The 21,055-nt window shown below is 61.6% G+C and carries 19 protein-coding genes; 7 read left to right on the forward strand and 12 right to left on the reverse strand.

Annotated features, from left to right (window positions below; genetic code table 11):
* Window positions 1–73 precede the first annotated feature (73 nt).
* The 5 genes from B348_RS0115275 to B348_RS0115295 all read right to left on the reverse strand — a co-directional run bounded on the left by B348_RS0115275 (window position 74) and on the right by B348_RS0115295 (window position 5,270).
* The gene (locus tag B348_RS0115275) at window positions 74–1,042 is read right to left on the reverse strand and encodes a CDP-6-deoxy-delta-3,4-glucoseen reductase (RefSeq protein ID WP_017736944.1); all 969 of its coding nucleotides are present in this window, start codon (window positions 1,040–1,042) and stop codon (window positions 74–76) included.
* Window positions 1,042–2,508: a 4-hydroxy-3-polyprenylbenzoate decarboxylase gene (gene ubiD, locus B348_RS0115280; RefSeq protein ID WP_017736945.1), complete on the reverse strand. Its 1,467-nt coding sequence runs from the start codon at window positions 2,506–2,508 to the stop codon at window positions 1,042–1,044. The genes B348_RS0115275 and ubiD overlap by 1 nt, the downstream gene beginning before the upstream one ends.
* Window positions 2,509–2,642: 134 nt before the next feature.
* The gene (rho, locus tag B348_RS0115285) at window positions 2,643–3,902 is read right to left on the reverse strand and encodes a transcription termination factor Rho (RefSeq protein ID WP_016973082.1); all 1,260 of its coding nucleotides are present in this window, start codon (window positions 3,900–3,902) and stop codon (window positions 2,643–2,645) included.
* 234 nt (window positions 3,903–4,136) lie between these two features.
* Complete coding sequence (trxA, locus tag B348_RS0115290; protein WP_017736946.1) at window positions 4,137–4,466, reverse strand: thioredoxin TrxA; 330 nt, start codon at window positions 4,464–4,466, stop codon at window positions 4,137–4,139.
* Window positions 4,467–4,574: 108 nt separating this feature from the next.
* Window positions 4,575–5,270 carry a FadR/GntR family transcriptional regulator gene (locus B348_RS0115295; protein ID WP_017736947.1) on the reverse strand — a complete coding sequence of 232 codons (696 nt, stop codon included), beginning with the start codon at window positions 5,268–5,270 and terminating at the stop codon, window positions 4,575–4,577.
* 262 nt (window positions 5,271–5,532) lie between these two features.
* On the opposite strand from B348_RS0115295, the gene B348_RS0115300 reads away from it, so the two are divergent.
* Genes B348_RS0115300 through B348_RS0115315 form a run of 4 tightly spaced genes read left to right on the forward strand, consistent with a single transcriptional unit; the run spans window position 5,533 to window position 8,372 of the window.
* Window positions 5,533–6,318, forward strand: coding sequence for a transporter substrate-binding domain-containing protein (locus B348_RS0115300; RefSeq protein ID WP_017736948.1), 786 nt, complete (start codon window positions 5,533–5,535; stop codon window positions 6,316–6,318).
* Between the two features lie 14 nt (window positions 6,319–6,332).
* Window positions 6,333–7,001: an amino acid ABC transporter permease gene (locus B348_RS0115305; RefSeq protein ID WP_017736949.1), complete on the forward strand. Its 669-nt coding sequence runs from the start codon at window positions 6,333–6,335 to the stop codon at window positions 6,999–7,001.
* Window positions 6,998–7,648 (forward strand): amino acid ABC transporter permease, encoded by a 651-nt coding sequence (locus B348_RS0115310; protein WP_017736950.1) that lies wholly within the window; start codon window positions 6,998–7,000, stop codon window positions 7,646–7,648. Before B348_RS0115305 ends, B348_RS0115310 begins: the two co-directional genes overlap by 4 nt.
* The gene (locus tag B348_RS0115315) at window positions 7,635–8,372 is read left to right on the forward strand and encodes an amino acid ABC transporter ATP-binding protein (protein WP_017736951.1); all 738 of its coding nucleotides are present in this window, start codon (window positions 7,635–7,637) and stop codon (window positions 8,370–8,372) included. Before B348_RS0115310 ends, B348_RS0115315 begins: the two co-directional genes overlap by 14 nt.
* Here B348_RS0115315 and B348_RS0115320 read toward each other — a convergent pair.
* The 4 genes from B348_RS0115320 to B348_RS0115335 all read right to left on the reverse strand — a co-directional run bounded on the left by B348_RS0115320 (window position 8,353) and on the right by B348_RS0115335 (window position 12,856).
* A complete protein-coding gene (locus B348_RS0115320; protein ID WP_017736952.1) occupies window positions 8,353–8,892 on the reverse strand; it encodes a DUF1120 domain-containing protein in 540 nt (179 codons plus the stop codon). The two genes, B348_RS0115315 and B348_RS0115320, sit on opposite strands and share 20 nt — an antisense overlap.
* Complete coding sequence (locus B348_RS0115325) at window positions 8,882–11,365, reverse strand: fimbria/pilus outer membrane usher protein (RefSeq protein ID WP_017736953.1); 2,484 nt, start codon at window positions 11,363–11,365, stop codon at window positions 8,882–8,884. Before B348_RS0115325 ends, B348_RS0115320 begins: the two co-directional genes overlap by 11 nt.
* Before the next feature lie 7 nt (window positions 11,366–11,372).
* A complete protein-coding gene (locus B348_RS0115330) occupies window positions 11,373–12,089 on the reverse strand; it encodes a fimbria/pilus chaperone family protein (RefSeq protein ID WP_157356512.1) in 717 nt (238 codons plus the stop codon).
* Between the two features lie 104 nt (window positions 12,090–12,193).
* Complete coding sequence (locus B348_RS0115335; protein WP_026136810.1) at window positions 12,194–12,856, reverse strand: DUF1120 domain-containing protein; 663 nt, start codon at window positions 12,854–12,856, stop codon at window positions 12,194–12,196.
* Window positions 12,857–13,302: 446 nt separating this feature from the next.
* On the opposite strand from B348_RS0115335, the gene ppx reads away from it, so the two are divergent.
* A complete protein-coding gene (gene ppx, locus B348_RS0115340; protein WP_017736956.1) occupies window positions 13,303–14,805 on the forward strand; it encodes an exopolyphosphatase in 1,503 nt (500 codons plus the stop codon).
* A gap of 136 nt (window positions 14,806–14,941) precedes the next feature.
* Here the strand turns inward: ppx and ppk1 are convergent, their stop codons facing one another.
* Window positions 14,942–17,164, reverse strand: a complete 2,223-nt coding sequence (gene ppk1 / locus B348_RS0115345) for a polyphosphate kinase 1 (RefSeq protein ID WP_017736957.1) — start codon at window positions 17,162–17,164, stop codon at window positions 14,942–14,944.
* A gap of 18 nt (window positions 17,165–17,182) precedes the next feature.
* Window positions 17,183–18,196: a porphobilinogen synthase gene (hemB, locus tag B348_RS0115350; RefSeq protein WP_017736958.1), complete on the reverse strand. Its 1,014-nt coding sequence runs from the start codon at window positions 18,194–18,196 to the stop codon at window positions 17,183–17,185.
* 209 nt (window positions 18,197–18,405) lie between these two features.
* Here hemB and B348_RS0115355 point away from each other — a divergent pair, with 209 nt between their 5' ends.
* Window positions 18,406–19,041, forward strand: a complete 636-nt coding sequence (locus B348_RS0115355) for a DedA family protein (protein ID WP_017736959.1) — start codon at window positions 18,406–18,408, stop codon at window positions 19,039–19,041.
* On the opposite strand, the gene B348_RS0115360 is transcribed toward B348_RS0115355, so the two are convergent.
* Entirely contained in the window at window positions 19,022–20,257 is a 1,236-nt protein-coding gene (locus B348_RS0115360; RefSeq protein ID WP_017736960.1) for a sterol desaturase family protein, read from the reverse strand. The two genes, B348_RS0115355 and B348_RS0115360, sit on opposite strands and share 20 nt — an antisense overlap.
* Before the next feature lie 116 nt (window positions 20,258–20,373).
* Between B348_RS0115360 and elbB the strand changes: the two genes are divergently transcribed.
* On the forward strand, window positions 20,374–21,039 hold the full coding sequence (gene elbB / locus B348_RS0115365; protein WP_017736961.1) for an isoprenoid biosynthesis glyoxalase ElbB: 666 nt from the start codon (window positions 20,374–20,376) through the stop codon (window positions 21,037–21,039).
* The last annotated feature ends 16 nt before the right edge of the window (window positions 21,040–21,055 follow it).

A 21,055-nucleotide genomic window follows, 5' to 3' on the forward strand; every position in this document is an offset into this window, starting at 1 on the left:
CAGGAAAATATGGGCTGGCTGGCACACCGCTATCGCAGGCAAGCCAGCTCCCACAGGGGTTCAGCGTAATGCTTCAGGGGCGGGGGGCGTAGGCAAACACGTCGGCGCGCATCTGGTGCGCATCCATCCCGGCCTCGACCAACGCATCCAGGGTGCCGTAGATCATCGCCGGTGAACCGCTGGCGTAGACGTGCACGGCCTTGAGGTCGCTGATGTCTTCGCACACCGCTTCATGCAACAACCCGCAGCGCCCTTCCCAGCCGCACAGGTCGCTGACGACTTTGTGCAGGAACAGGTTGGGCAGTTGCTGCCACTGGTCCCAGTGTTCGATTTCGTAGAAATCTTCCGGGCGCCGCACGCCCCAGTACAGGTGCACCGGGTGCTTGAAGCCGGAAGCGCGGCAGTGTTCGATCAGGCTGTGCATCTGCGCCATGCCGGTGCCGGCGGCGATCAAGACCAGTGGCCCGTCCGGCAATTCGGCCAGGTGGGTGTCGCCAAAGGGCAGTTCGATGCGCGCCATCTGGTCGCGCTGCAGTTGCGCCAGCAGGCTGCGGGCGCTGTCTTCGCGGGCCAGCACATGCAGTTCCAGCTCACGCCCGCCGTGGGGCGCCGACGCCAGGGAGAACGCCGACTTCTCGCCATTGTCCCGCTCGATCATCAGGTATTGCCCGGCGTGGTAACGCACCGCCTTGCCGGCCGGCGCGCGCAGGCGCACGCGCCACACGTCGCCACCGACGTCCACGCACTCGCTCAATTGGCACGACAACTTGCGCAACGGCAACTCTCCCGGTGCCAGCACGCCATCCCACAGCACGATGCAATCTTCCAGCGGCTCGGCAATGCAAGTGTAGAACTCACCGTGGTCGCGCACCTCACCGGCTTGCTGCACCCGGCCTTCCACCAGCAGCGCGGCGCATATATGGCACACGCCGTTGCGACAGGCCTGGGGGCATTCGTAGCCCAGGCGCCGCGCGCCTTCGAGGATTCGCTCGCCGGGGACCAGCTCCAGGATGGCGCCGGAAGGTTGCAGGGTTACACGCATCAATCTATTCCCAATTCTTTCCACATGGCATCGACACGGGCCGTGACGGCTTCATCCTTGACGATCACCCGGCCCCACTCGCGGGTGGTTTCACCCGGCCACTTGTGCGTGGCGTCCAGGCCCATCTTCGAGCCCAGGCCCGACACCGGCGAGGCGAAGTCGAGGTAGTCGATCGGCGTGTTGTCGATCATCACCGTGTCGCGCTTGGGGTCCATGCGCGTGGTGATGGCCCAGATCACGTCGTTCCAGTCGCGGGCGTTGATATCGTCGTCGGTGACAATAACGAACTTGGTGTACATGAACTGTCGCAAAAACGACCACACACCGAGCATTACCCGCTTGGCATGGCCCGGGTACGACTTCTTCATGGTCACGATGGCCATGCGGTACGAGCAGCCTTCGGGCGGCAGGTAGAAGTCGGTGATTTCCGGGAATTGCTTTTGCAGGATCGGCACGAACACTTCGTTGAGCGCCACGCCAAGGATCGCCGGTTCATCCGGCGGACGGCCGGTGTAGGTGCTGTGGTAGATCGGCTTGATCCGGTGGGTGATGCGCTCGACGGTGAACACCGGGAAGCTGTCCACTTCGTTGTAGTAACCGGTGTGGTCGCCGTACGGGCCTTCGTCGGCCATTTCGCCCGGGTGAATCACGCCTTCAAGGATGATTTCGGCGGTGGCCGGCACTTGCAGGTCGTTGCCACGGCACTTCACCAGCTCGGTGCGGTTGCCGCGCAGCAGGCCGGCGAAGGCGTACTCGGACAGGCTGTCGGGCACCGGGGTTACGGCGCCGAGGATGGTGGCTGGATCGGCGCCCAGGGCCACGGAGACAGGGAACGGCTGGCCCGGATGCTTCTCGCACCACTCACGGAAGTCCAGCGCGCCGCCACGGTGGCTCAGCCAGCGCATGATCACCTTGTTGCGGCCGATCACTTGCTGGCGGTAGATGCCGAGGTTCTGGCGGTCCTTGTTCGGGCCTTTGGTGACGGTCAGGCCCCAGGTGATCAGCGGGCCGACGTCGCCGGGCCAGCAGGTCTGCACCGGGAGCATGGCCAGGTCGACGTCATCGCCTTCGATGACCACTTCCTGGCACACCGCGTCCTTGACCACCTTGGGCGCCATGGCAATGATCTTGCGGAAGATCGGCAGCTTCGACCAGGCATCCTTCAAACCCTTGGGCGGCTCGGGTTCCTTGAGGAAGGCCAGCAGCTTGCCGATCTCGCGCAGTTCGCTGACCGATTCGGCGCCCATGCCAAAGGCCACGCGCTCGGGCGTGCCGAACAGGTTGCCGAGCACCGGGATGTCATAGCCGGTCGGGTTTTCGAACAGCAGCGCCGGGCCCTTGTTGCGCAGGGTGCGGTCGCAAATCTCAGTCATTTCCAGGACCGGGGACACCGGCATCTGGATACGTTTCAACTCTCCGCGCTGCTCAAGTTGCTGCACGAAATCCCGAAGATCCTTGAATTTCATTAACCATGCCACCCGTAAAATAGGCGTACATCCTACCTGCTCCGAGGGGCATTTGGCTGCCGGGCGCTGAAAAAGCGGGCGCAAAAAAAATGGCGCCCCTGAGGGCGCCATTCTTTCGGACCTGAAACGCGGTATTACTTGCGCTTCATCGACAGGAAGAACTCGTCGTTGGTCTTGGTGGTTTTCAGCTTGTCGACCAGGAACTCGATGGCGGCGACTTCGTCCATCGGGTGCAGCAGCTTGCGCAGGATCCACATGCGCTGCAGTTCGTCGTCGGCGGTCAGCAACTCTTCGCGGCGGGTGCCGGAACGGTTGATGTTGATCGCCGGGAACACGCGTTTTTCCGCGATGCGACGGTCCAGGGGCAGTTCCATGTTGCCGGTACCCTTGAACTCTTCGTAGATCACTTCGTCCATCTTCGAACCGGTTTCAACCAGTGCGGTGGCGATAATGGTCAGCGAGCCGCCTTCTTCGATGTTTCGCGCGGCGCCGAAGAAACGCTTCGGTTTCTCCAGGGCGTGGGCATCGACACCACCGGTCAATACCTTGCCGGAGCTCGGGATCACGGTGTTGTAGGCACGGGCCAGACGGGTGATGGAGTCGAGCAGGATCACCACGTCTTTCTTGTGTTCGACCAGGCGCTTAGCCTTCTCGATCACCATTTCGGCAACCTGCACGTGGCGGGTTGGCGGCTCATCGAACGTCGAGGCAACCACTTCGCCGCGCACGGTGCGCTGCATTTCGGTCACTTCTTCCGGACGTTCATCGATCAGCAATACGATCAGGTGAACTTCAGGATTGTTACGTGCGATGTTCGCTGCAATGTTCTGCAGCATGATGGTCTTACCGGCTTTCGGCGGTGCGACGATCAGGCCACGCTGGCCCTTGCCGATCGGCGCGCACAGGTCGATCACACGGCCGGTCAAGTCTTCGGTGGAACCGTTGCCGGCTTCCATCTTCATGCGCACGGTCGGGAACAGCGGCGTCAGGTTCTCGAAGAGAATCTTGTTCTTCGCGTTCTCGGGACGATCGAAGTTGATCGTGTCGACCTTGAGCAGGGCGAAATAACGCTCGCCTTCCTTTGGAGGGCGGATCTTGCCAACGATGGTGTCACCGGTGCGCAAGTTGAAGCGACGGATCTGGCTCGGCGAGACGTAAATGTCGTCTGGGCCGGCGAGATAGGAGGCGTCAGCAGAGCGGAGGAAGCCGAAGCCGTCCTGGAGAATCTCCAGCACGCCATCACCGGAGATTTCCTCGCCGCTTTTCGCGTGCTTTTTCAGCAGGGAGAAAATCACGTCCTGCTTGCGCGAACGGGCCATATTTTCTATGCCCATTTCTTCGGCCAGCTGGAGCAGGTCGGTAATCGGCTTTTGCTTGAGTTCAGTCAGATTCATATAGGAATGACGTAATCATTTATGGAGGGGGGAAATTAAGCTTTTGGCTTAATGAGGCCGCGCCGCAGAGAAGGCGACAGGATCGCGTACTAATCGAAAAGGAGTGCGTCGGCGACGGCATGCAGGGGGCAGTGGAGAAACCAGTGCGGGGCCGAATGTATCACCTGAGTTTCGGAGCGTCTAGCCCTGTTTCACGAAAAAGCCCCGCAATTTGCGGGGCTTTTTTGACGACGTTTAGATGTTCGCGTCGAGGAAAGCTTGCAGCTGGGACTTCGACAGTGCGCCTACTTTAGTGGCTGCAACGTCACCATCCTTGAACAGCATCAGCGTCGGGATACCACGCACGCCGTGCTTGGCCGGGGTTTCCTGGTTGTCGTCGATGTTCAGCTTGGCAATGGTCAGTTTGCCTTCGTAAGCAGTAGCAATGTCGTCCAGAACAGGCGCGATCATTTTGCAAGGGCCGCACCATTCAGCCCAGTAGTCAACCAGCACCGGGCCAGCAGCCTTGAGTACTTCGGCCTCAAAGGTCGCGTCGGTGACGTGCTTGATAAGATCGTTGCTCATGGATGTCTCCGGTTTGTAAGCAAAAAAAACGTGGCCCATCATAGCCGCCCTTCCACCGTTCAGGAAGCCGCCTCTGATTGAGTCTTGCTATGACCGGTATAGCCCAACTCAAGGCGCTACGGGCGTGACGAAGGCAATCCCGGTGCGCAGCGCGGCATTGCGCACGTGCTCCTGCATGGTTTTCTGCGCCGCGGCACTGGCACGCCGGGCCAGGGCGCGCAGGATCTTGCGATGTTCCTGCCAGGTTTCCATGGCCCGTTCCGGCCGGATGAACGGTAGTTTCTGGCTCTCCAGGAACACCTCCGCACTGGCGCTGAGGATGCTCACCATCGCCTGGTTGCCGCTGGCCAGCAGGATGCGCTGGTGGAATTCGAAGTCCAGCCGTGCCGCCGCGTCAAAATCGCCGGCCTTGAGCACCTTGCGCATCGCCTCGACATTGTCCTCAAGGCTGTCCAGCTCAGCCGTGCTCAGCGTCACCGCCGCCAGCCCCGCCGCAAAACCTTCAAGGGCATAGCGCAGCTGGAAGATATCCAGCGGCGTGGCCTGCGCGGCGAAGGGCCAGGCAAACCCCGGCGCCTCCTCCGCTGCCTGTACAAACACGCCTTTGCCCGGCTGCACGCTGACCACGCCCAAGGCGCTCAATGACGACAGCGCCTCGCGCAACGACGCCCGGCTCACGCCCAGTTGCACCGCCAGATCGCGCTGGGAGGGCAACGCATCGCCCGGGCCGAAGCCTTGTTCCTTGATCAGTTTGCGGATGGCCTGCAGGGCCGCTTCCGGTACGGCTTGGGCGATGGTATTCATAAAAAACTCAAGGTTCCGGTCAACTGAGTGGCTAGTTGTAAAGCTATTCGCAGCGGGCGGCAAGCCACGCCCCAAAGGGGCTCGCAGGGTTTTGGCGGCGCTCGAAAAGAGTGCGAAAAATGCAGCCACTGTTCAGACCAGTAAGACCACCGCAACGCAACAAACCCCTGGGTTCCAGCTAATCCCACACGTCATGGCATGGGCTGTGCAATCACCCCATGAGTCAAATCCAGAACATTCCTTCGCCCCTCGGAGAGTTGCCATGACCAAGCGCTACAGCGCCCTGCTCACTGCCCTGTTTGCCAGCCTGATGCTGGGCCAGGCACCCGCCCAGGCCAATGGTCTGGACGATATCGTCGCCCGTGGCACCCTCAAGGTCGCCGTGCCCCAGGATTTCCCGCCGTTCGGCTCGGTCGGCCCGGACATGAAACCGCGCGGCCTGGACATCGACACCGCCAAGCTGTTGGCCGAACAGCTCAAGGTCAAGCTGGAACTGACGCCGGTGAACAGCACCAACCGCATTCCGTTCCTGACCACCGGCAAGGTCGACCTGGTGATCTCCAGCCTGGGCAAGAACGCCGAGCGGGAAAAGGTCATCGACTTCTCCAAGGCCTACGCGCCGTTCTACCTGGCGGTGTTCGGCCCGCCTGATGCGCCTGTCACCGGCCTCGACGACCTCAAGGGCAAGACCATCAGCGTGACCCGTGGCGCCATCGAAGACATCGAGCTGACCGCCGTCGCCCCCAAGGAAGCCACGATCAAGCGCTTCGAAGACAACAACTCCACCATCGCCGCCTACCTCGCCGGCCAGGTCGACCTGATCGCCAGCGGCAACGTGGTGATGGTGGCGATCAGCGAACGCAGCCCGAAACGCGTGCCGGCACTGAAAGTGAAACTCAAGGACTCGCCGGTGTACGTGGGCGTGAACAAGAACGAGCCGGCGCTGCTGGAGAAGGTCAATCAAATCCTCGTTGCAGCCAAGGCCGACGGCAGCCTGGAAAAGAACGCGCTGCAATGGCTCAAAGAGCCACTGCCGGCTGACCTCTGAGGCGGAGCTGACCCATGGCCTATCAATTCGACTTTGTGCCCGTGCTGGCCAATACCGACCTGCTGTTGCGCGGCGCACTGTTCACTCTTGAGCTGACAGCCATCGGCGCCATCCTCGGCGTGGCCCTGGGCACTGTCGGCGCCGTGGTACGGGCGTGGAAGATCCAGCCGTTCGCCTGGTTCTTCGGGGTGTACGTCGAGTTGATCCGCAACACGCCGTTCCTGGTGCAGCTGTTTTTCATCTTCTTCGGCCTGCCGTCCCTGGGGCTGAAGATTACCGAGTGGCAAGCCGCCGTGCTGGCGATGGTGATCAACCTCGGCGCCTACTCCACCGAGATCATCCGCGCCGGCATCCAGGCCATCCCGCGCGGGCAGCTGGAAGCCGCGGCGGCGCTGGCGATGACACGCTTCGAAGCCTTCCGCCATGTGGTGCTGCTGCCAGCGCTGGGCAAGGTGTGGCCGGCCCTGAGCAGCCAGATCATCATCGTGATGCTCGGCTCGGCGGTGTGCTCACAGATCGCCACCGAAGAGCTGAGCTTTGCCGCCAACTTTATCCAGTCGCGCAACTTCCGCGCCTTTGAAACCTACGCCCTGACCACCTTGGTGTACCTGTGCATGGCGCTGATGATTCGCCAACTGCTCAACTGGATCGGCCGCCGCTTCGTGATGAGGAATAGCCGATGAGTGATTTTTCGTTCTGGGACATCGTGCGCAACCTGCTCACCGGCCTGCAATGGACGCTGTTGCTGTCGCTCGTGGCGTTTATCGGCGGCGGCGTGATCGGCTTGCTGGTGATGACCATGCGCATCAGCCGCAAGTCCTTTGCGCGCAACCTCGCACGCACCTATATCGAACTGTTCCAGGGCACGCCGCTGCTGATGCAGCTGTTCCTGGTGTTTTTCGGCATCGCCCTGCTCGGTGTGGATATCTCGCCGTGGCTCGCCGCCGCGATTGCCCTGACCCTGTTTACCAGCGCCTACCTCGCCGAAATCTGGCGCGGCTGCGTCGATTCCATCGCCCACGGGCAATGGGAAGCCTCGGCCAGCCTGGCGCTGAACCCGCTGGAACAGCTGCGCTACGTGATCCTGCCCCAGGCCCTGCGCATTGCCGTGGCACCCACTGTGGGTTTCTCGGTGCAGGTGGTCAAAGGCACCGCCGTGACCTCGATCATCGGCTTCACCGAACTGACCAAGACCGGCGGCATGCTCGCCAACGCCACCTTCGAGCCCTTCATGGTCTACGGCCTGGTGGCCCTTGGTTACTTTTTGCTCTGCTACCCCTTGTCCCTCAGTGCGCGCTACCTGGAAAGGAGACTGCATGCCTCTGCTTAGAATTTCCGCCCTGCATAAGTATTACGGCGATCACCATGTGCTCAAAGGTATCGACCTGACCGTTGAAGAAGGCCAGGTGGTGGCGATCATCGGCCGCAGTGGCTCGGGCAAGTCCACCTTGCTGCGCACCCTCAATGGCCTGGAATCGATCAACGACGGCGTGATCGAAGTCGACGGCGAATACCTCGACGCCGCCCGCGCCGACCTGCGCAGCCTGCGGCAGAAAGTCGGCATGGTGTTCCAGCAGTTCAACCTGTTCCCGCACCTGACCGTCGGCGAAAACGTCATGCTCGCGCCGCAAGTCGTACAGAAAGTGCCCAAGGCCAAGGCCGCCCAGTTGGCCAAGCAAATGCTGGAGCGCGTAGGGCTGGGCGAGAAGTTCGACGCTTTCCCTGATCGCCTGTCCGGTGGCCAGCAGCAACGTGTTGCCATCGCCCGCGCCCTGGCCATGTCGCCCAAGGTGCTGCTGTGCGACGAAATCACCTCGGCCCTGGACCCGGAACTGGTCAATGAGGTGCTCAGTGTGGTGCGCCAGTTGGCCCAGGACGGCATGACCCTGATCATGGTCACCCACGAAATGCGCTTCGCCCGGGAAGTCGGCGACAAGCTGGTGTTCATGCACCAAGGCAAGGTGCATGAAGTGGGGGACCCCAAGGTGTTGTTCGCCAACCCGCAAACCGCCGAGTTGGCCAACTTCATCGGCTCTACGGAGCCGCCGGGCTGACCAGCTCGAACGTACCCTGCCCTTCCAGCCGCTCTTCATTGCGTACCTGTAGGGCAGCGGACGGCAGGGTGGTTTCGACCTCGACCTGAGCGCTCAATCGCTGCCCCGTCACCGGGGCTCCAGCGGCCCGGGCCACCAGGATCTGGCCTGGCAACAGTTCACCGCTGGCCGTCTCACCGGGCAGATGGGCCACCTGCCACTCAACGGTGCGCCCATCCACCTGAGCGTGCTTGAGCCTCAGATGGAAACGCCCGTGGCGACCGAACAAAAAACCTCTGCCGTCTGCCGCCCCGATGAACCGCAACGCCATTGCCGCAGGCGCTGCGCAGGTTACGTTCAACTGCACCGTGCGAGTGCCAAGCGCCAGGTTGGGCTTCTCGACCAGCGCTTCCCGATGGATAACACCATAGTCGATGCGCGGCTGGCTCACGGTCAACCGGCAATTCTCGGCGTGCACCCCCGGCGCTGTCACCATCGCAAAGAACAGCACAAAGCCCATACGCTTCAGGTTACCGACCATGACACACCGCCGATTGAGTCTCATAGAACATGTCATTGTCAGGCCGGGTACCGGAATCAAGGCTGATCAGGCAGGTGGAAGAGTCCGGTAATGAAACCCGCAGCGTTTGCGCTTCACTCGCGTCGTTCAGGAAAATCATGCCCTCGCCCACCACGCTGGTCAGGAAACGATCATCCTTGCCGAACACCGAGGCGCCCTGGGGCAGTTGCCGACCTTGTTGATCACTGGCATTGAGCAAGACCCGGCGCACCTTCACCACATCGAACGCCACGGTACTGAAAGACCCTCGGCCAGCGGCGAGCACCTGGGTGCCGTTTTTCAAGTCAACGCGCTTGGGCAAGGACTGGGTCTGCACTTCGACGCGGCTGTTGGCATAGGCGGGCAAGCTGGCAATCACCGCCTGCCCGGTAAAATCCGTCCACACCGGCCCTTGCGGGGTATCGACCTTTGCGGCGCCGATATCCCCCACCGACACGATGCCGAACGTGTCCCCTACGGGGTAGGGCGAGAATGTCAACCCACCTTCGTGAGCCACGACACCACCTTGCAGCTGCCCCGTGTAACTGGTGCTTGATGGGGCACGACTGACGCCAAGGCCAACCCGGGCATAACGAGGCATCAGGTCGATCTGGCCACGCGTCGATTGCTCCTGGGCGCTGAGATCACGCTCGACGCCCACCTCGTAATTCACATAGTCATTGACCCGCTCACTGAGGGCCGTACCGGCGCGGGACTGGTCGCCACGACGACTGATATAGCTTTTCACACGGCGATCCGCGCCCAGGGGCACGCTGACTTGCAGGCGCACCGACAGGTCGTCGTCCATCGCGGCGTCGCGCCCACGGCTGGCTGGCGGGGTGTCACGGCGAACATGGCTCCCGCCCACCTGCGAATCGGCGATCAGTGCGACATCGGCGTAGCGGAACGTCTTGTTCCATGAGGCAAATACATGCTCGGTCATTTGCGCATCGAATTGGGCGCTGCGGGTATAGCCCACAGAGAAGCCGCCCAGCGTAGGGTCCAGCCAGCTCAAGCCCGCCGTGTATTGGTGCTTGAAGCGCGAACCCAGCTCATCGGCCCGGGCCGAACGGCCCGCCTCGAATACCTCACGATAGCCCTGGCTCTGCAGGGTTGCGCTGAGGCTGACGTCGATATTGGCAACCACCGGGCTGCTCACGGTCACGCTGCTGCGTGCCCCGGATACGGCGTTGCGACCGTCCCGGGACAGGTTGTGGCGGGCGCCCACGGAAACCCGCTGGAAAAACACACTGCTCAGAGCGCCACCGGCCGACGCATATTCATCCGTGCTCAACAAACCAAAGCCCGCAGACGAGTCGCGCCCCAGGCCCCACGTGCCACTGCCCATGGCAACCACCGGCGAGGGCCCCTCTTCCCCCGTGTTTTCCCGCATCTTGCCGAGGGAGAAGTAGTAACCCGGCGCTGTCGGCGCAGCCCCCGCGAACGACGCTGCGGGCACCACGAAACTGCGCTTGGCACCCTGTACATCGATCACGCTGACGTCCAGGTCGCTGGTGCCATTGAGCAACGCCAGCCCCGTCAACCGGAAAGGCCCTTCAGGCACCAGCGTACTGTGGATCAACACGCCGGACTGGCGCACCTCAATCCGTGACTGACTTTGGGCCAGCCCCTCCACCACGGCATTGTTACTGCCTGCTGGCGCGCGTGACTGGCCATCGGGGGAAAACTGTACGCCCGACAGCTGGACGCCACCAAACAACGGGTTGTTGCTGGCAATCTGGCCCACCTGGAAGGTCGAATGCAGCGTGGCGATATCCCGCTGGGCATAGGCATACAGGTGTTCCGTACGGGTGTCGCCATTGTCAGACACATAGAACTGGCGACTGCGCACAATCCAATCACCCAGGTTGAAGCCCGCCTCGCTGTAGGCCGACAAAAACCGACTGGTCCCGCCGCGTGAACGGCTGTCGAAGCCCAGCACGTCGTAGTTGAACAGGGCCGCCATGCCGCCCTGGGAAAAATGCCCCGCCTCCCATTGCGGCTCTCGAAATGACTGGGTTGGCACCACCAGCGCCACTTCATCGATACCCGGGCGCAACCGCACCATCGTTGTCGGGAAGGCACCAAGGAAGTCGTGGCAGGCCTGGTCCGCAGTGGCCCCTTTACGAACGATCTCCCGGGGCAACACCAACCCGGCTTTTTCCAACAGTCCTGGGGTGAAACACAATTGCCCCTGCGCATCGAACTGCGCATCCACCAGCCCGAGCGGGTTGCCATTGACCCGTAGCCCCACCACATGGCTACCCTCGCGAAAACGCGCTGCACTGCGGAAGTAGTCCGAGACCTTGGGGTCAATGCCGTAGGTGGTCAGTGCCGCCAGGTCAAAACCCTCCCCCAACTCCAGCGCGGAGGCAAAGCCCGGGGCGCCCCATAGCGTGGCGAACCCCATGAGCAGCGTGGGAACCGGAAGCCTGTTGCTCGACAGATAGGTCATGATTCGATCACCTTCCATCGGCATTGACCGAGGTCCGGTAGCTATCCACCGAAAACCCATAGACCGTCGCGGGCTGGATCTCGACTTCGGTCAAGTCGCCCAGGGCCCCCTCCACCCTTGCTGCCAAGGTCTCCCCCGGCAGGATGTAGGTGCGCGGCAACGTTGCCATGCGCCCCTGGGGCAGCAAATGCACATCTGCCGCCAGACGCACCACATAGGCACTGTCGTTATGCACCGCGAGGCGCTCACCCGACCGACTCCAGGTCAGCAATTCCCAGGGCGCGTCGTGCCGAGGCAGGCCCTTTGGATGCAGGATCAGCGGCAAATTCTGTCGAATGGTGATACCAATGGTCGCCCCCCCGGCAGCACGCGCCTGGGGAATGCCCTCGAACGTCACGCGCTTCAGACGCTGGGTCTTCAGCGGCGTCTTCAGCGTGGCGATGAAACGCACCAGCTGGGTTTCACCCGCCTCCACCCGTGTAATGGGCGGCGTGACAATCAATAGCGGCTCAACGTCCTCGGGCACATTCTCAACAACCGAATGAAGCAGCGCGGGGGCCTCATCGGTATTTTTGATGTTTATCGTGGCCTCGCCCTGCTCCTCATGAAGTATAACCACCGAAGTTTCCGGCAACATGCCCTCCGCGACCGCTACACCGGCAAAACATAAGTACCCACTTACACTCAACAGCAGCACACTATTTAAAACTGAAAGACTACGCACTCAGTATTCCCCACGACCATTGAGTGAACTATTGACATCCATGCGCCCACGTAAAAACAGCCGACAAAAAACGCTGGGTTTTCGATCGGCTGTATTTAAATCACTTAGATGTAATTCAACTCAAGCGACGCGCGGCCATCAAGCGTAACGTCACGACTCAGGTCCAGGTCCTGGGGCCTATTGATAACCGCCCTCACGGCGATAGTGCCGCTCAACTGAGAGATGGTGGCCGGTATAAATGGCGTGCCACTGCGCCAGGAGTGCTGGGTAGGGGACTGAGCGGCCTTGCCATCGCTGGTTTGCCAACTGGTCGTGCTGGCGCTCGCACGCATGATGGGGAACAACGTTGTACCCGACGACTTGAGGTCCCTGAGGGTGATCGCAAAACCGCCGGTTTTCCGGGCCGACACCATCCCCAAACCGTAGTTGTGCGCCTCGGTATAGCCGGTACCAAGAGCGTTCAGAATGCCCGGCACCTTGCTGGCGGACTGAAGGTCCTTGAAGGTCAGCCCGAACTTGGTCGCGCCGCTGGCGCAGGTAATACTCAGGGGAACGGTCCTTTCTTGAAGTGGGGTGAACGCTCCCGGCAGCAGCGTGCCCGAGGGAATGTCGCCGTAATTCACAACGCCCGCCCCGGTCAGGGTGAGGTTGCAGGCGGCAGGTTTGATCGTCCCCCTGACGCTCAGCTCGGCAGCAGTGGTTGCATGAGCGCCGAGAGCTGCGGCCAAGCATGCGATACCGAGGGTCAAGCCAATAATTTTCTTCATATTCGACCTATCACTGAAAGTTTTCAGGTGCATTTATTTTGTGTTGATCGATAAAAATCATAAATAAATAACACCACGGCAAAATCGCCGAGTGACAGTCTGCCGCCAAGCCGCCCAACTAAAAAATAAGCCAGCACCTCAATCATTGTGGGACCGATAAACATAGACCGACAACCAAGTAGAGTTCAAAGGTAGTCCAACACCAGATAACACATAGAACACTAAACCTTAACCTGTAGGGAAAGTTACTCATTGCACAAGGGAAGATTTAGACCAGTCTCCTTACAACAAACTAGTTAAACTCAACCGGCACGCGAAACAACATCCTACATATCCCACAGTATTTCCCCGCAGACAACACCCGGGAAATTACCCGAGCACAACGCGTTGGCTCCAGCGGTCGATCGTGGCACGATGGCAAGGTTATCGACCGAGACCCCCAAACCATGCCGCAATCCCAAGCCAAGAATCTGTCCCTGATCGCCGCCATCGACCTGGGCTCCAACAGCTTTCACATGGTCGTGGCCAAGGCCCAGAACGGTGAGATCCGCATCCTTGAGCGGCTCGGCGAAAAAGTACAACTGGCTGCCGGGATCGACGACGAGCGCCAGCTCAACGAAGAATCCATGCAGCGCGGCCTCGACTGCCTCAAGCGGTTTGCCCAACTGATCAACGGCATGCCCCTGGGCGCCGTACGCATCGTCGGCACCAACGCCCTGCGCGAAGCACGCAACCGCGGCGAATTCATCCGCCGCGCCGAGGAAATCCTCGGGCACCCGGTAGAAGTCATCTCCGGCCGTGAAGAAGCGCGCCTGATCTACCTCGGCGTGTCCCACACCCTGGCCGACACCCCGGGCAAGCGCCTGGTCGCCGACATTGGCGGCGGCAGTACCGAATTCATCATTGGCCAGCGTTTCGAACCGCTGTTGCGCGAAAGCCTGCAGATGGGCTGCGTCAGCTACACCCAGCGCTACTTCAAGGACGGCAAGATCACCCCGGCACGCTACGCCCAGGCCTATACGGCGGCGCGGCTGGAGATCATGAGCATCGAACACGCCCTGCACCGCCTGACGTGGGATGAGGCCATCGGCTCCTCCGGCACCATCCGCGCCATCGGCCTGGCCCTCAAGGCTGGCGGCCATGGCACCGGTGAAGTCAACGCCGAAGGCCTCGCGTGGCTCAAGCGCAAGCTGTTCAAGCTGGGCGATGCGGAAAAGATCGACTTCGACGGCATCAAGCCTGATCGTCGCACCATTTTCCCCGCGGGCCTGGCGATTCTCGAAGCGATCTTCGACGCCCTCGAACTGCAACGCATGGACCACTGTGACGGCGCCCTGCGTGAAGGCGTGCTTTACGACCTGCTCGGCCGCCATCATCACGAAGACGTGCGTGAGCGCACCCTCAGCTCGCTGATGGAGCGTTACCACGTCGACCTGGAGCAAGCGGCCCGGGTGGAGCGCAAAGCCCTGCACGCCTTCGACCAAGTGGCCGAGGACTGGGACCTGGAAGACGGCGTCTGGCGCGAACTGCTCGGCTGGGCGGCCAAGGTGCATGAAGTGGGCCTGGACATCGCCCACTACCATTACCACAAGCACGGCGCCTACCTGATCGAGCACTCCGACCTCGCCGGTTTCTCCCGCGAAGACCAGCAAATGCTCGCCCTGCTGGTGCGCGGCCATCGTCGCAATATCCCCAAGGACAAGTTTGCCGAGTTCGGCGACGAAGGCAGCAAGCTGATCCGCCTGTGCGTACTGCTGCGCTTCGCGATCCTGTTCCACCACATCCGTGGCACCCAGGAAATGCCCCAGGTCACCCTGCGCGCCAACGGCGACAGCCTGGACGTGGTGTTCCCCAAAGGCTGGCTGGATGAGAACCAACTGACCCAGGCGGATTTTGCCCAGGAAGCGGAATGGCTGACGCGGGTGGGGTTCACGCTGAACGTGCGCTAAAGCGCTCTAAAGAACACTGCAAAAACAAATGTGGGAGCGGGCTTGCCCGCGATGACGGAGTATCAGTCAATGCATCTTTGACTGACCTACCGCTATCGCGGGCAAGCCCGCTCCCACATTGGGTTATCGCCGGGGGTTAGTTCACCGTGAGGATCGGGCTACCCAACCGCTCCAGCAACGTCGCCTGCGCACTGCGCGGGTTCTGGTTGCCGGTTGGCGTGTTGCGCACGTAGCGGCCGTCCGATTGCAGGCTCCAGCTGTGGGTGTTGTCGGTCAGGTAGCTTTCCAGCTCCTTCTTGACGCGCATGATCAGCTTCTTGCCTTCCACCGGGAAGCACGTCTCCACACGCTTGTCGAGGTTGCGCTCCATCCAGTCGGCGCTGGAGAGGAACATCTGCTCTTCGCCGCCATTGAGGAAGTAGAACACCCGCGTGTGCTCCAGGAAGCGACCGATGATCGACCGCACGTGGATGTTGTGCGACACGCCGACAATGCCCGGGCGCAGGCAGCACATGCCACGCACCACCAGGTCGATGCGCACGCCGGACTGGCTGGCCTTGTACAGCGCGCGGATGATCTTCGGATCGGTCAGCGAGTTGAACTTGGCAATGATGTGCGCCGGTTTGCCGTCGAGGGCGAACTGGGTCTCGCGGGCAATCATGTCGAGCATGCCCTTCTTGAGGGTGAACGGCGCGTGCAGCAGCTTCTTCATGCGCAGGGTCTTGCCCATGCCGATCAGCTGGCTGAACAACTTGCCGACGTCTTCGCACAAGGCGTCGTCGGACGTCAGCAGGCTGTAGTCGGTGTAGAGCTTGGCGTTGCCGGCGTGGTAGTTGCCGGTGCCCAAGTGGGCGTAGCGCACGATCTCACCGGCTTCGCGGCGCAGGATCAGCATCATCTTGGCGTGGGTCTTGAAGCCGACCACGCCGTAGATCACCACCGCGCCCGCCGCTTGCAGGCGGCTGGCCAGTTGCAGGTTGGATTCTTCATCGAAGCGCGCGCGCAGTTCGATCACCGCGGTGACTTCCTTGCCGTTACGCGCGGCATCCACCAGCGCATCGACGATTTCCGAGTTGGCGCCGGAACGGTAAAGCGTTTGGCGTACGGCCAATACATGCGGGTCCTTGGCGGCCTGGCGCAGCAGGTCGACCACCGGGGTGAAGGACTCGAACGGGTGCAGCAGCAGGATGTCCTGCTTGCTCACCACGCTGAAGATGTTCTCGCTGTTTTGCAGCAGCTTCGGGATCTGCGGGGTGAACGGCGTGTATTGCAGTTCCGGGTGGCTGTCCAGGCCGGTGATGCTGAACAGGCGCGTCAGGTTCACCGGGCCGTTGACTTGATACAGCTCGGACTCTGCGAGGTTGAACTGCTTGAGCAGGTAGTCCGACAGGTGTTTCGGGCAGGTATCCGCCACTTCCAGACGCACCGCATCACCGTAGCGCCGCGAGAACAGCTCGCCGCGCAGGGCGCGAGCCAAGTCTTCGACGTCTTCGGAGTCCAGCGCCAGGTCGGCGTTACGGGTCAGGCGGAACTGGTAGCAGCCTTTTACCTTCATGCCCTGGAACAGATCGTCCGCATGCGCATGGATCATCGACGAGAGGAATACATAGTTGTCGCCAGCGCCCCCCACCTCTTCCGGTACCTTGATGATCCGTGGCAACAGACGCGGCGCCGGAATGATCGCCAGGCCGGAATCGCGGCCGAAGGCGTCGATGCCTTCCAGCTCGACGATAAAGTTCAGGCTCTTGTTCACCAGCAACGGGAACGGGTGCGTCGGGTCGAGGCCGATCGGGGTGATGATCGGCGAAATCTCGTCACGGAAGTAACGACGCACCCAGGTCTTGATCTTGGTGGTCCAGTGACGGCGACGGATAAAGCGGACCTGATGTTTTTCCAGTTCCGGCAGCAGGATGTCGTTGAGGATCGCGTACTGGCGGTCCACATGGCCGTGTACCAGCTCGCTGATGCGCGCCAGGGCCTGATGGGGTTGCAGGCCGTCGGCGCCGGCTTGTTCACGGGCGAAGGTGATCTGCTTCTTGAGGCCGGCGACGCGGATCTCGAAGAACTCGTCCAGGTTGCTGGAGAAGATCAGCAGGAACTTCAGCCGTTCCAGCAACGGGTAGGACTCATCCAGCGCCTGCTCCAGCACGCGGATATTGAATTGCAGTTGCGACAGCTCGCGGTGGATGTACAGGCTGCTGTCATCCAGGTTGGTCACCGCGACCACCGGCGCTGGCGCCGGGGCTTCGACCACCACGGCAGGCGGTGCTGGCTCCAGCTCTGGCGGGGTCTCGGTGACGGGTTCAACCACCGGGTGAGCGTCTTTTACGGCAACTTCTGTGAGTCCTTCGGTATTCATCGAGTGTTCCTGTGAGGGCTATTGTTGCTCTCTAAGCAATTGGGCAGCGCGGGCGGCGAAGTAAGTCAGAATGCCATCAGCGCCGGCACGTTTAAAGGCAGTCAGGGATTCAAGGATCACCCCTTCACTCAACCAACCGTTCTGGATCGCGGCCATGTGCATGGCGTATTCACCGCTGACCTGATAGACAAAGGTCGGCACCTTGAATTCCTCTTTGACCCGGTAAAGGATGTCCAGGTACGGCATCCCGGGCTTGACCATCACCATGTCGGCGCCTTCGGCGAGGTCGGCCGCCACTTCGTGCAGGGCTTCCTGGCTGTTGGCCGGGTCCATCTGGTACGAAGCCTTGTTGGCCTTGCCCAGGTTCAGCGCCGAGCCCACCGCATCGCGGAACGGGCCGTAATAGGCGCTGGCGTACTTGGCCGAGTAGGCCATGATCCGCACGTTGACGTGGCCGGCCAGCTCCAGGGCTTCGCGGATCGCCTGGATGCGGCCGTCCATCATGTCCGACGGCGCAACCACCTGGGCACCCGCCGCCGCGTGGGACAAGGCTTGCTTGACCAGCGCATCGACGGTGATGTCGTTCTGAACATAGCCGTCTTCGTCCAGAATGCCATCCTGGCCGTGGGTGGTGAACGGATCAAGGGCGACGTCGGTGATGACGCCCAGCTCCGGGAAACGCTCGCGCAGGGCGCGGGTGGCGCGCTGGGCGATGCCTTCCGGGTTCCAGGCTTCGGCAGCGTCAAGGGACTTGAGTTCAGGCGGCGTGACCGGGAACAGCGCCAGCGCCGGAATGCCCAACTCGACCCAGCCTGCCGCTTCGATCAGCAGTTGATCGATGGTCAAGCGCTCTACACCCGGCATCGAGGCCACCGCTTCCCGGCGATTTTCACCGTCGAGCACAAACACCGGCAGGATCAGATCATTCGTCGTCAGCACGTTTTCACGGACCAGGCGGCGAGAAAAATCATCACGGCGATTGCGACGCAGACGGGTAGCGGGGAACAGGCGATTGGCAGGGGTAAAGCTCACGACAGACTCCTGAGCCCGCGTTTACGGGCGAGCGTTGCAGTTATAAGCGGGCATTATGACGAATGAATGACAGTTGTGCTTATCGGTGCGACCTGTAGCCGCATTCGCGGTTTATGTAGGAATTGTTCACTTCGTGACACATCTCGATACTTTCACGAATGTTCACGAAGGCGTAGGCTGCGCGTTCATTTCGCCAGCACCCCCAGACCATGCTTCAACAATTTCTGCATGACTTCGGCTACTTTGCGCTCTTCCTGGGCACCTTCTTTGAAGGCGAGACCATCCTGGTTCTCGCAGGCTTCCTGGCGTTCCGTGGGTACATGGATATCAACCTGGTGGTGGTCGTTGCCTTTTTTGGCAGCTACGCCGGCGACCAGCTTTGGTATTACATGGGCCGCAAGCACGGGCGCAAATTGTTGGCCCGCAAGCCCCGCTGGCAATTGATGGGCGACAAGGCCCTGGGGCATATCCGCAAGCACCCGGATCTCTGGGTATTGAGCTTCCGCTTTGTTTACGGATTGCGCACGGTCATGCCGGTAGCGATTGGCCTGTCCGGCTACCCACCGTTGCGCTACCTGATCCTCAACGGGATTGGCGCGGCGATCTGGGCGGCCGCACTGGGCGCCGCGGCGTACCACTTCGGCGCGGTGCTGGAAGGCATGCTGGGCAGCGTCAAGAAGTACGAGCTGTGGGTGCTGGGCGCCTTGCTGGTCCTGGGCTTCGGCCTGTGGCTGCGTCGCCGCTTCAAGAACGCGCGTATCGCCCGCGAGGCCTGTGCCGACGCCAAGGCCCGGCTCGCCGCCGAGCCGGCCCCGGTCGAAACAACTAAGACGCCAGTCGAGTAAGTCGGCTTCTACAGCAGTAGAGGCCGATCACGCTGAGCAGGCTGTAGCTCAGCAGGCCCAGCCAGCCCAGGTTGCTGGCCGGCCACAGCCCCACCTGCGGTGCCAGCCACACCAGCGGCACGTTCAGCGCCAGCCGCGCCAGTTCGGCCTTCAATGCCCACGGGCGGTTCTCCAGGGCCACGCCCAAGGTAAACAAGCCCAGCGCCATCGCACTCCAACCCAGGATCAGCGCGGCCGTGGGCAACCCCTCGCCGAAATTCATCAGGTAGCTGCCAAAGCCCACATACGCGGCAAACTGCAGGGCGATGTACACCTGTTGGCGCACGTCCAGCGCCACCTCGAACTTACGGAACTGACTCAAGTCGTGCTTGGCCAACGGGTACTTGGCCTTCACATCCGCCGGGCGCCAGCCGGTACGCATGAACCAGATGCGCAGCTTGTCCCACCAACGCTCGGTGCGCCGCGCATCACTCCACAGCTGTGCATAAAACTGCAGGTTGGCCCACAGCGGGTTCCAACTGGCCAGGGGCGTGGTCACGCCGAAAATCACCGGTTCGTTGTCGTCTTCTTCCTGGAAGGTGCCGAACAGGCGGTCCCAAATAATGAACACCCCGCCGTAGTTGCGATCCATGTAGAGAGCGTTCTGTGCATGGTGCGCCCGATGATTGGACGGCGTGACGAAGAACCACTCGTACCAGCCAAGCTTCGGCACATGGCGCGTGTGCACCCAGAATTGATACAGCAGGTTGAGGGAGGCCACGCTGATAAACACCACCAGCGGCACGCCGACCACGGCCAGCGGCAGGTAGAAGATCCAGCTCAGCAGGAAGCCGGTGCTGGTCTGGCGCAAGGCGGTGCTGAGGTTGTAGTCCTCGCTCTGGTGATGCACCGAGTGCGCGGCCCAGAGGATATTGCGCTCATGGCCCATGCGGTGCAGCCAGTAGTAGCAGAAGTCGTAGAAGACAAAGGCGAACACCCAGGTCCAGGGGTTCTGGGCCGGCAAGTCAAACAGCGCCAGGTGCTTGAGGGCGAAAGCGTAGGTCAACAGGCCCACGCCCTTGGTCAACAACCCCGTGGTGGTGGACAGCACACCGGTGCTGAGGCTGTTGATGGCGTCCGCCACCCGATAGTTGCGCTCGCCACGCCAGCGGTCGGCGAGCAGCTCCACCACGATCAAGGCGATGAAAAACGGTACCGCGTAAGGCACGAAGTCCATGGGCTAGTCCGGTCTATTTTTGTTACATCTAGAGTAGGTGTAGCGGCGCAAGAGCCCATTGGCAACAGGTGACAAATTAGTAGACATTTAACGCCATGAACCCAGGAGAAATGCCCATGAGCAAAAAGATTGCAGTGATCCTTTCCGGCTGTGGCGTGTACGACGGCGCCGAGGTCCACGAAAGCGTGATCACCCTGCTGCGCCTGGACCAGCGCGGCGCTCAGGTCCAATGCTTTGCCCCCGACATTGCGCAACTGCACGTGATCAACCACCTCACCGGCGAGGAGATGCCCGAGACCCGCAACGTGCTGGTGGAGTCGGCGCGTATCGCCCGCGGCGAGGTGAAGGACATCGGTGAAGCCAACGCCGACGACTTCGACGCGCTGATCGTGCCGGGCGGGTTTGGGGCGGCGAAGAACCTGTCCAACTTTGCCGTGGCAGGCGCCGGTTGCAGCGTCAACCCGCAGGTCTTGGCGTTGGCCGAAGCCTTCGCCGAAGCGGGCAAGCCGGTGGGGCTGATCTGCATCTCCCCGGCCCTGGCGGCAAAAATCTACGGCCCCGGCGTGACCTGCACCATCGGCAACTGCCCCGACACGGCGGCGGCGCTGGACAAGATGGGCGCCACCCACCAGGAATGTGCAGTGGACGATATCGTCGAAGACAAGGCGCGCAAGCTGGTGAGCACGCCGGCCTATATGGTGGGCAAGAGCATCAGCGAGGTGGCTTCAGGCATCAACAAGCTGGTGGATCGGGTGCTGGAGTTGACCCACGAGAACGACTGAACACCGATGCTTGCAA

The organism is Pseudomonas sp. CBZ-4 (genome assembly GCF_000346755.1).
Classification (GTDB): domain Bacteria; phylum Pseudomonadota; class Gammaproteobacteria; order Pseudomonadales; family Pseudomonadaceae; genus Aquipseudomonas.

Bases quoted from the DNA above. Each gene is read 5' to 3' on its own strand.
- B348_RS0115275 (WP_017736944.1), bottom strand. From the start codon at position 1,042: ATGCGTGTAACCCTGCAACCTTCCGGCGCCATCCTGGAGCTGGTCCCC.
- ubiD (WP_017736945.1), bottom strand. From the start codon at position 2,508: ATGAAATTCAAGGATCTTCGGGATTTCGTGCAGCAACTTGAGCAGCGC.
- rho (WP_016973082.1), bottom strand. From the start codon at position 3,902: ATGAATCTGACTGAACTCAAGCAAAAGCCGATTACCGACCTGCTCCAG.
- trxA (WP_017736946.1), bottom strand. From the start codon at position 4,466: ATGAGCAACGATCTTATCAAGCACGTCACCGACGCGACCTTTGAGGCC.
- B348_RS0115295 (WP_017736947.1), bottom strand. From the start codon at position 5,270: ATGAATACCATCGCCCAAGCCGTACCGGAAGCGGCCCTGCAGGCCATC.
- B348_RS0115300 (WP_017736948.1), top strand. From the start codon at position 5,533: ATGACCAAGCGCTACAGCGCCCTGCTCACTGCCCTGTTTGCCAGCCTG.
- B348_RS0115305 (WP_017736949.1), top strand. From the start codon at position 6,333: ATGGCCTATCAATTCGACTTTGTGCCCGTGCTGGCCAATACCGACCTG.
- B348_RS0115310 (WP_017736950.1), top strand. From the start codon at position 6,998: ATGAGTGATTTTTCGTTCTGGGACATCGTGCGCAACCTGCTCACCGGC.
- B348_RS0115315 (WP_017736951.1), top strand. From the start codon at position 7,635: ATGCCTCTGCTTAGAATTTCCGCCCTGCATAAGTATTACGGCGATCAC.
- B348_RS0115320 (WP_017736952.1), bottom strand. From the start codon at position 8,892: ATGGTCGGTAACCTGAAGCGTATGGGCTTTGTGCTGTTCTTTGCGATG.
- B348_RS0115325 (WP_017736953.1), bottom strand. From the start codon at position 11,365: ATGACCTATCTGTCGAGCAACAGGCTTCCGGTTCCCACGCTGCTCATG.
- B348_RS0115335 (WP_026136810.1), bottom strand. From the start codon at position 12,856: ATGAAGAAAATTATTGGCTTGACCCTCGGTATCGCATGCTTGGCCGCA.
- ppx (WP_017736956.1), top strand. From the start codon at position 13,303: ATGCCGCAATCCCAAGCCAAGAATCTGTCCCTGATCGCCGCCATCGAC.
- ppk1 (WP_017736957.1), bottom strand. From the start codon at position 17,164: ATGAATACCGAAGGACTCACAGAAGTTGCCGTAAAAGACGCTCACCCG.
- B348_RS0115355 (WP_017736959.1), top strand. From the start codon at position 18,406: ATGCTTCAACAATTTCTGCATGACTTCGGCTACTTTGCGCTCTTCCTG.
- B348_RS0115360 (WP_017736960.1), bottom strand. From the start codon at position 20,257: ATGGACTTCGTGCCTTACGCGGTACCGTTTTTCATCGCCTTGATCGTG.
- elbB (WP_017736961.1), top strand. From the start codon at position 20,374: ATGAGCAAAAAGATTGCAGTGATCCTTTCCGGCTGTGGCGTGTACGAC.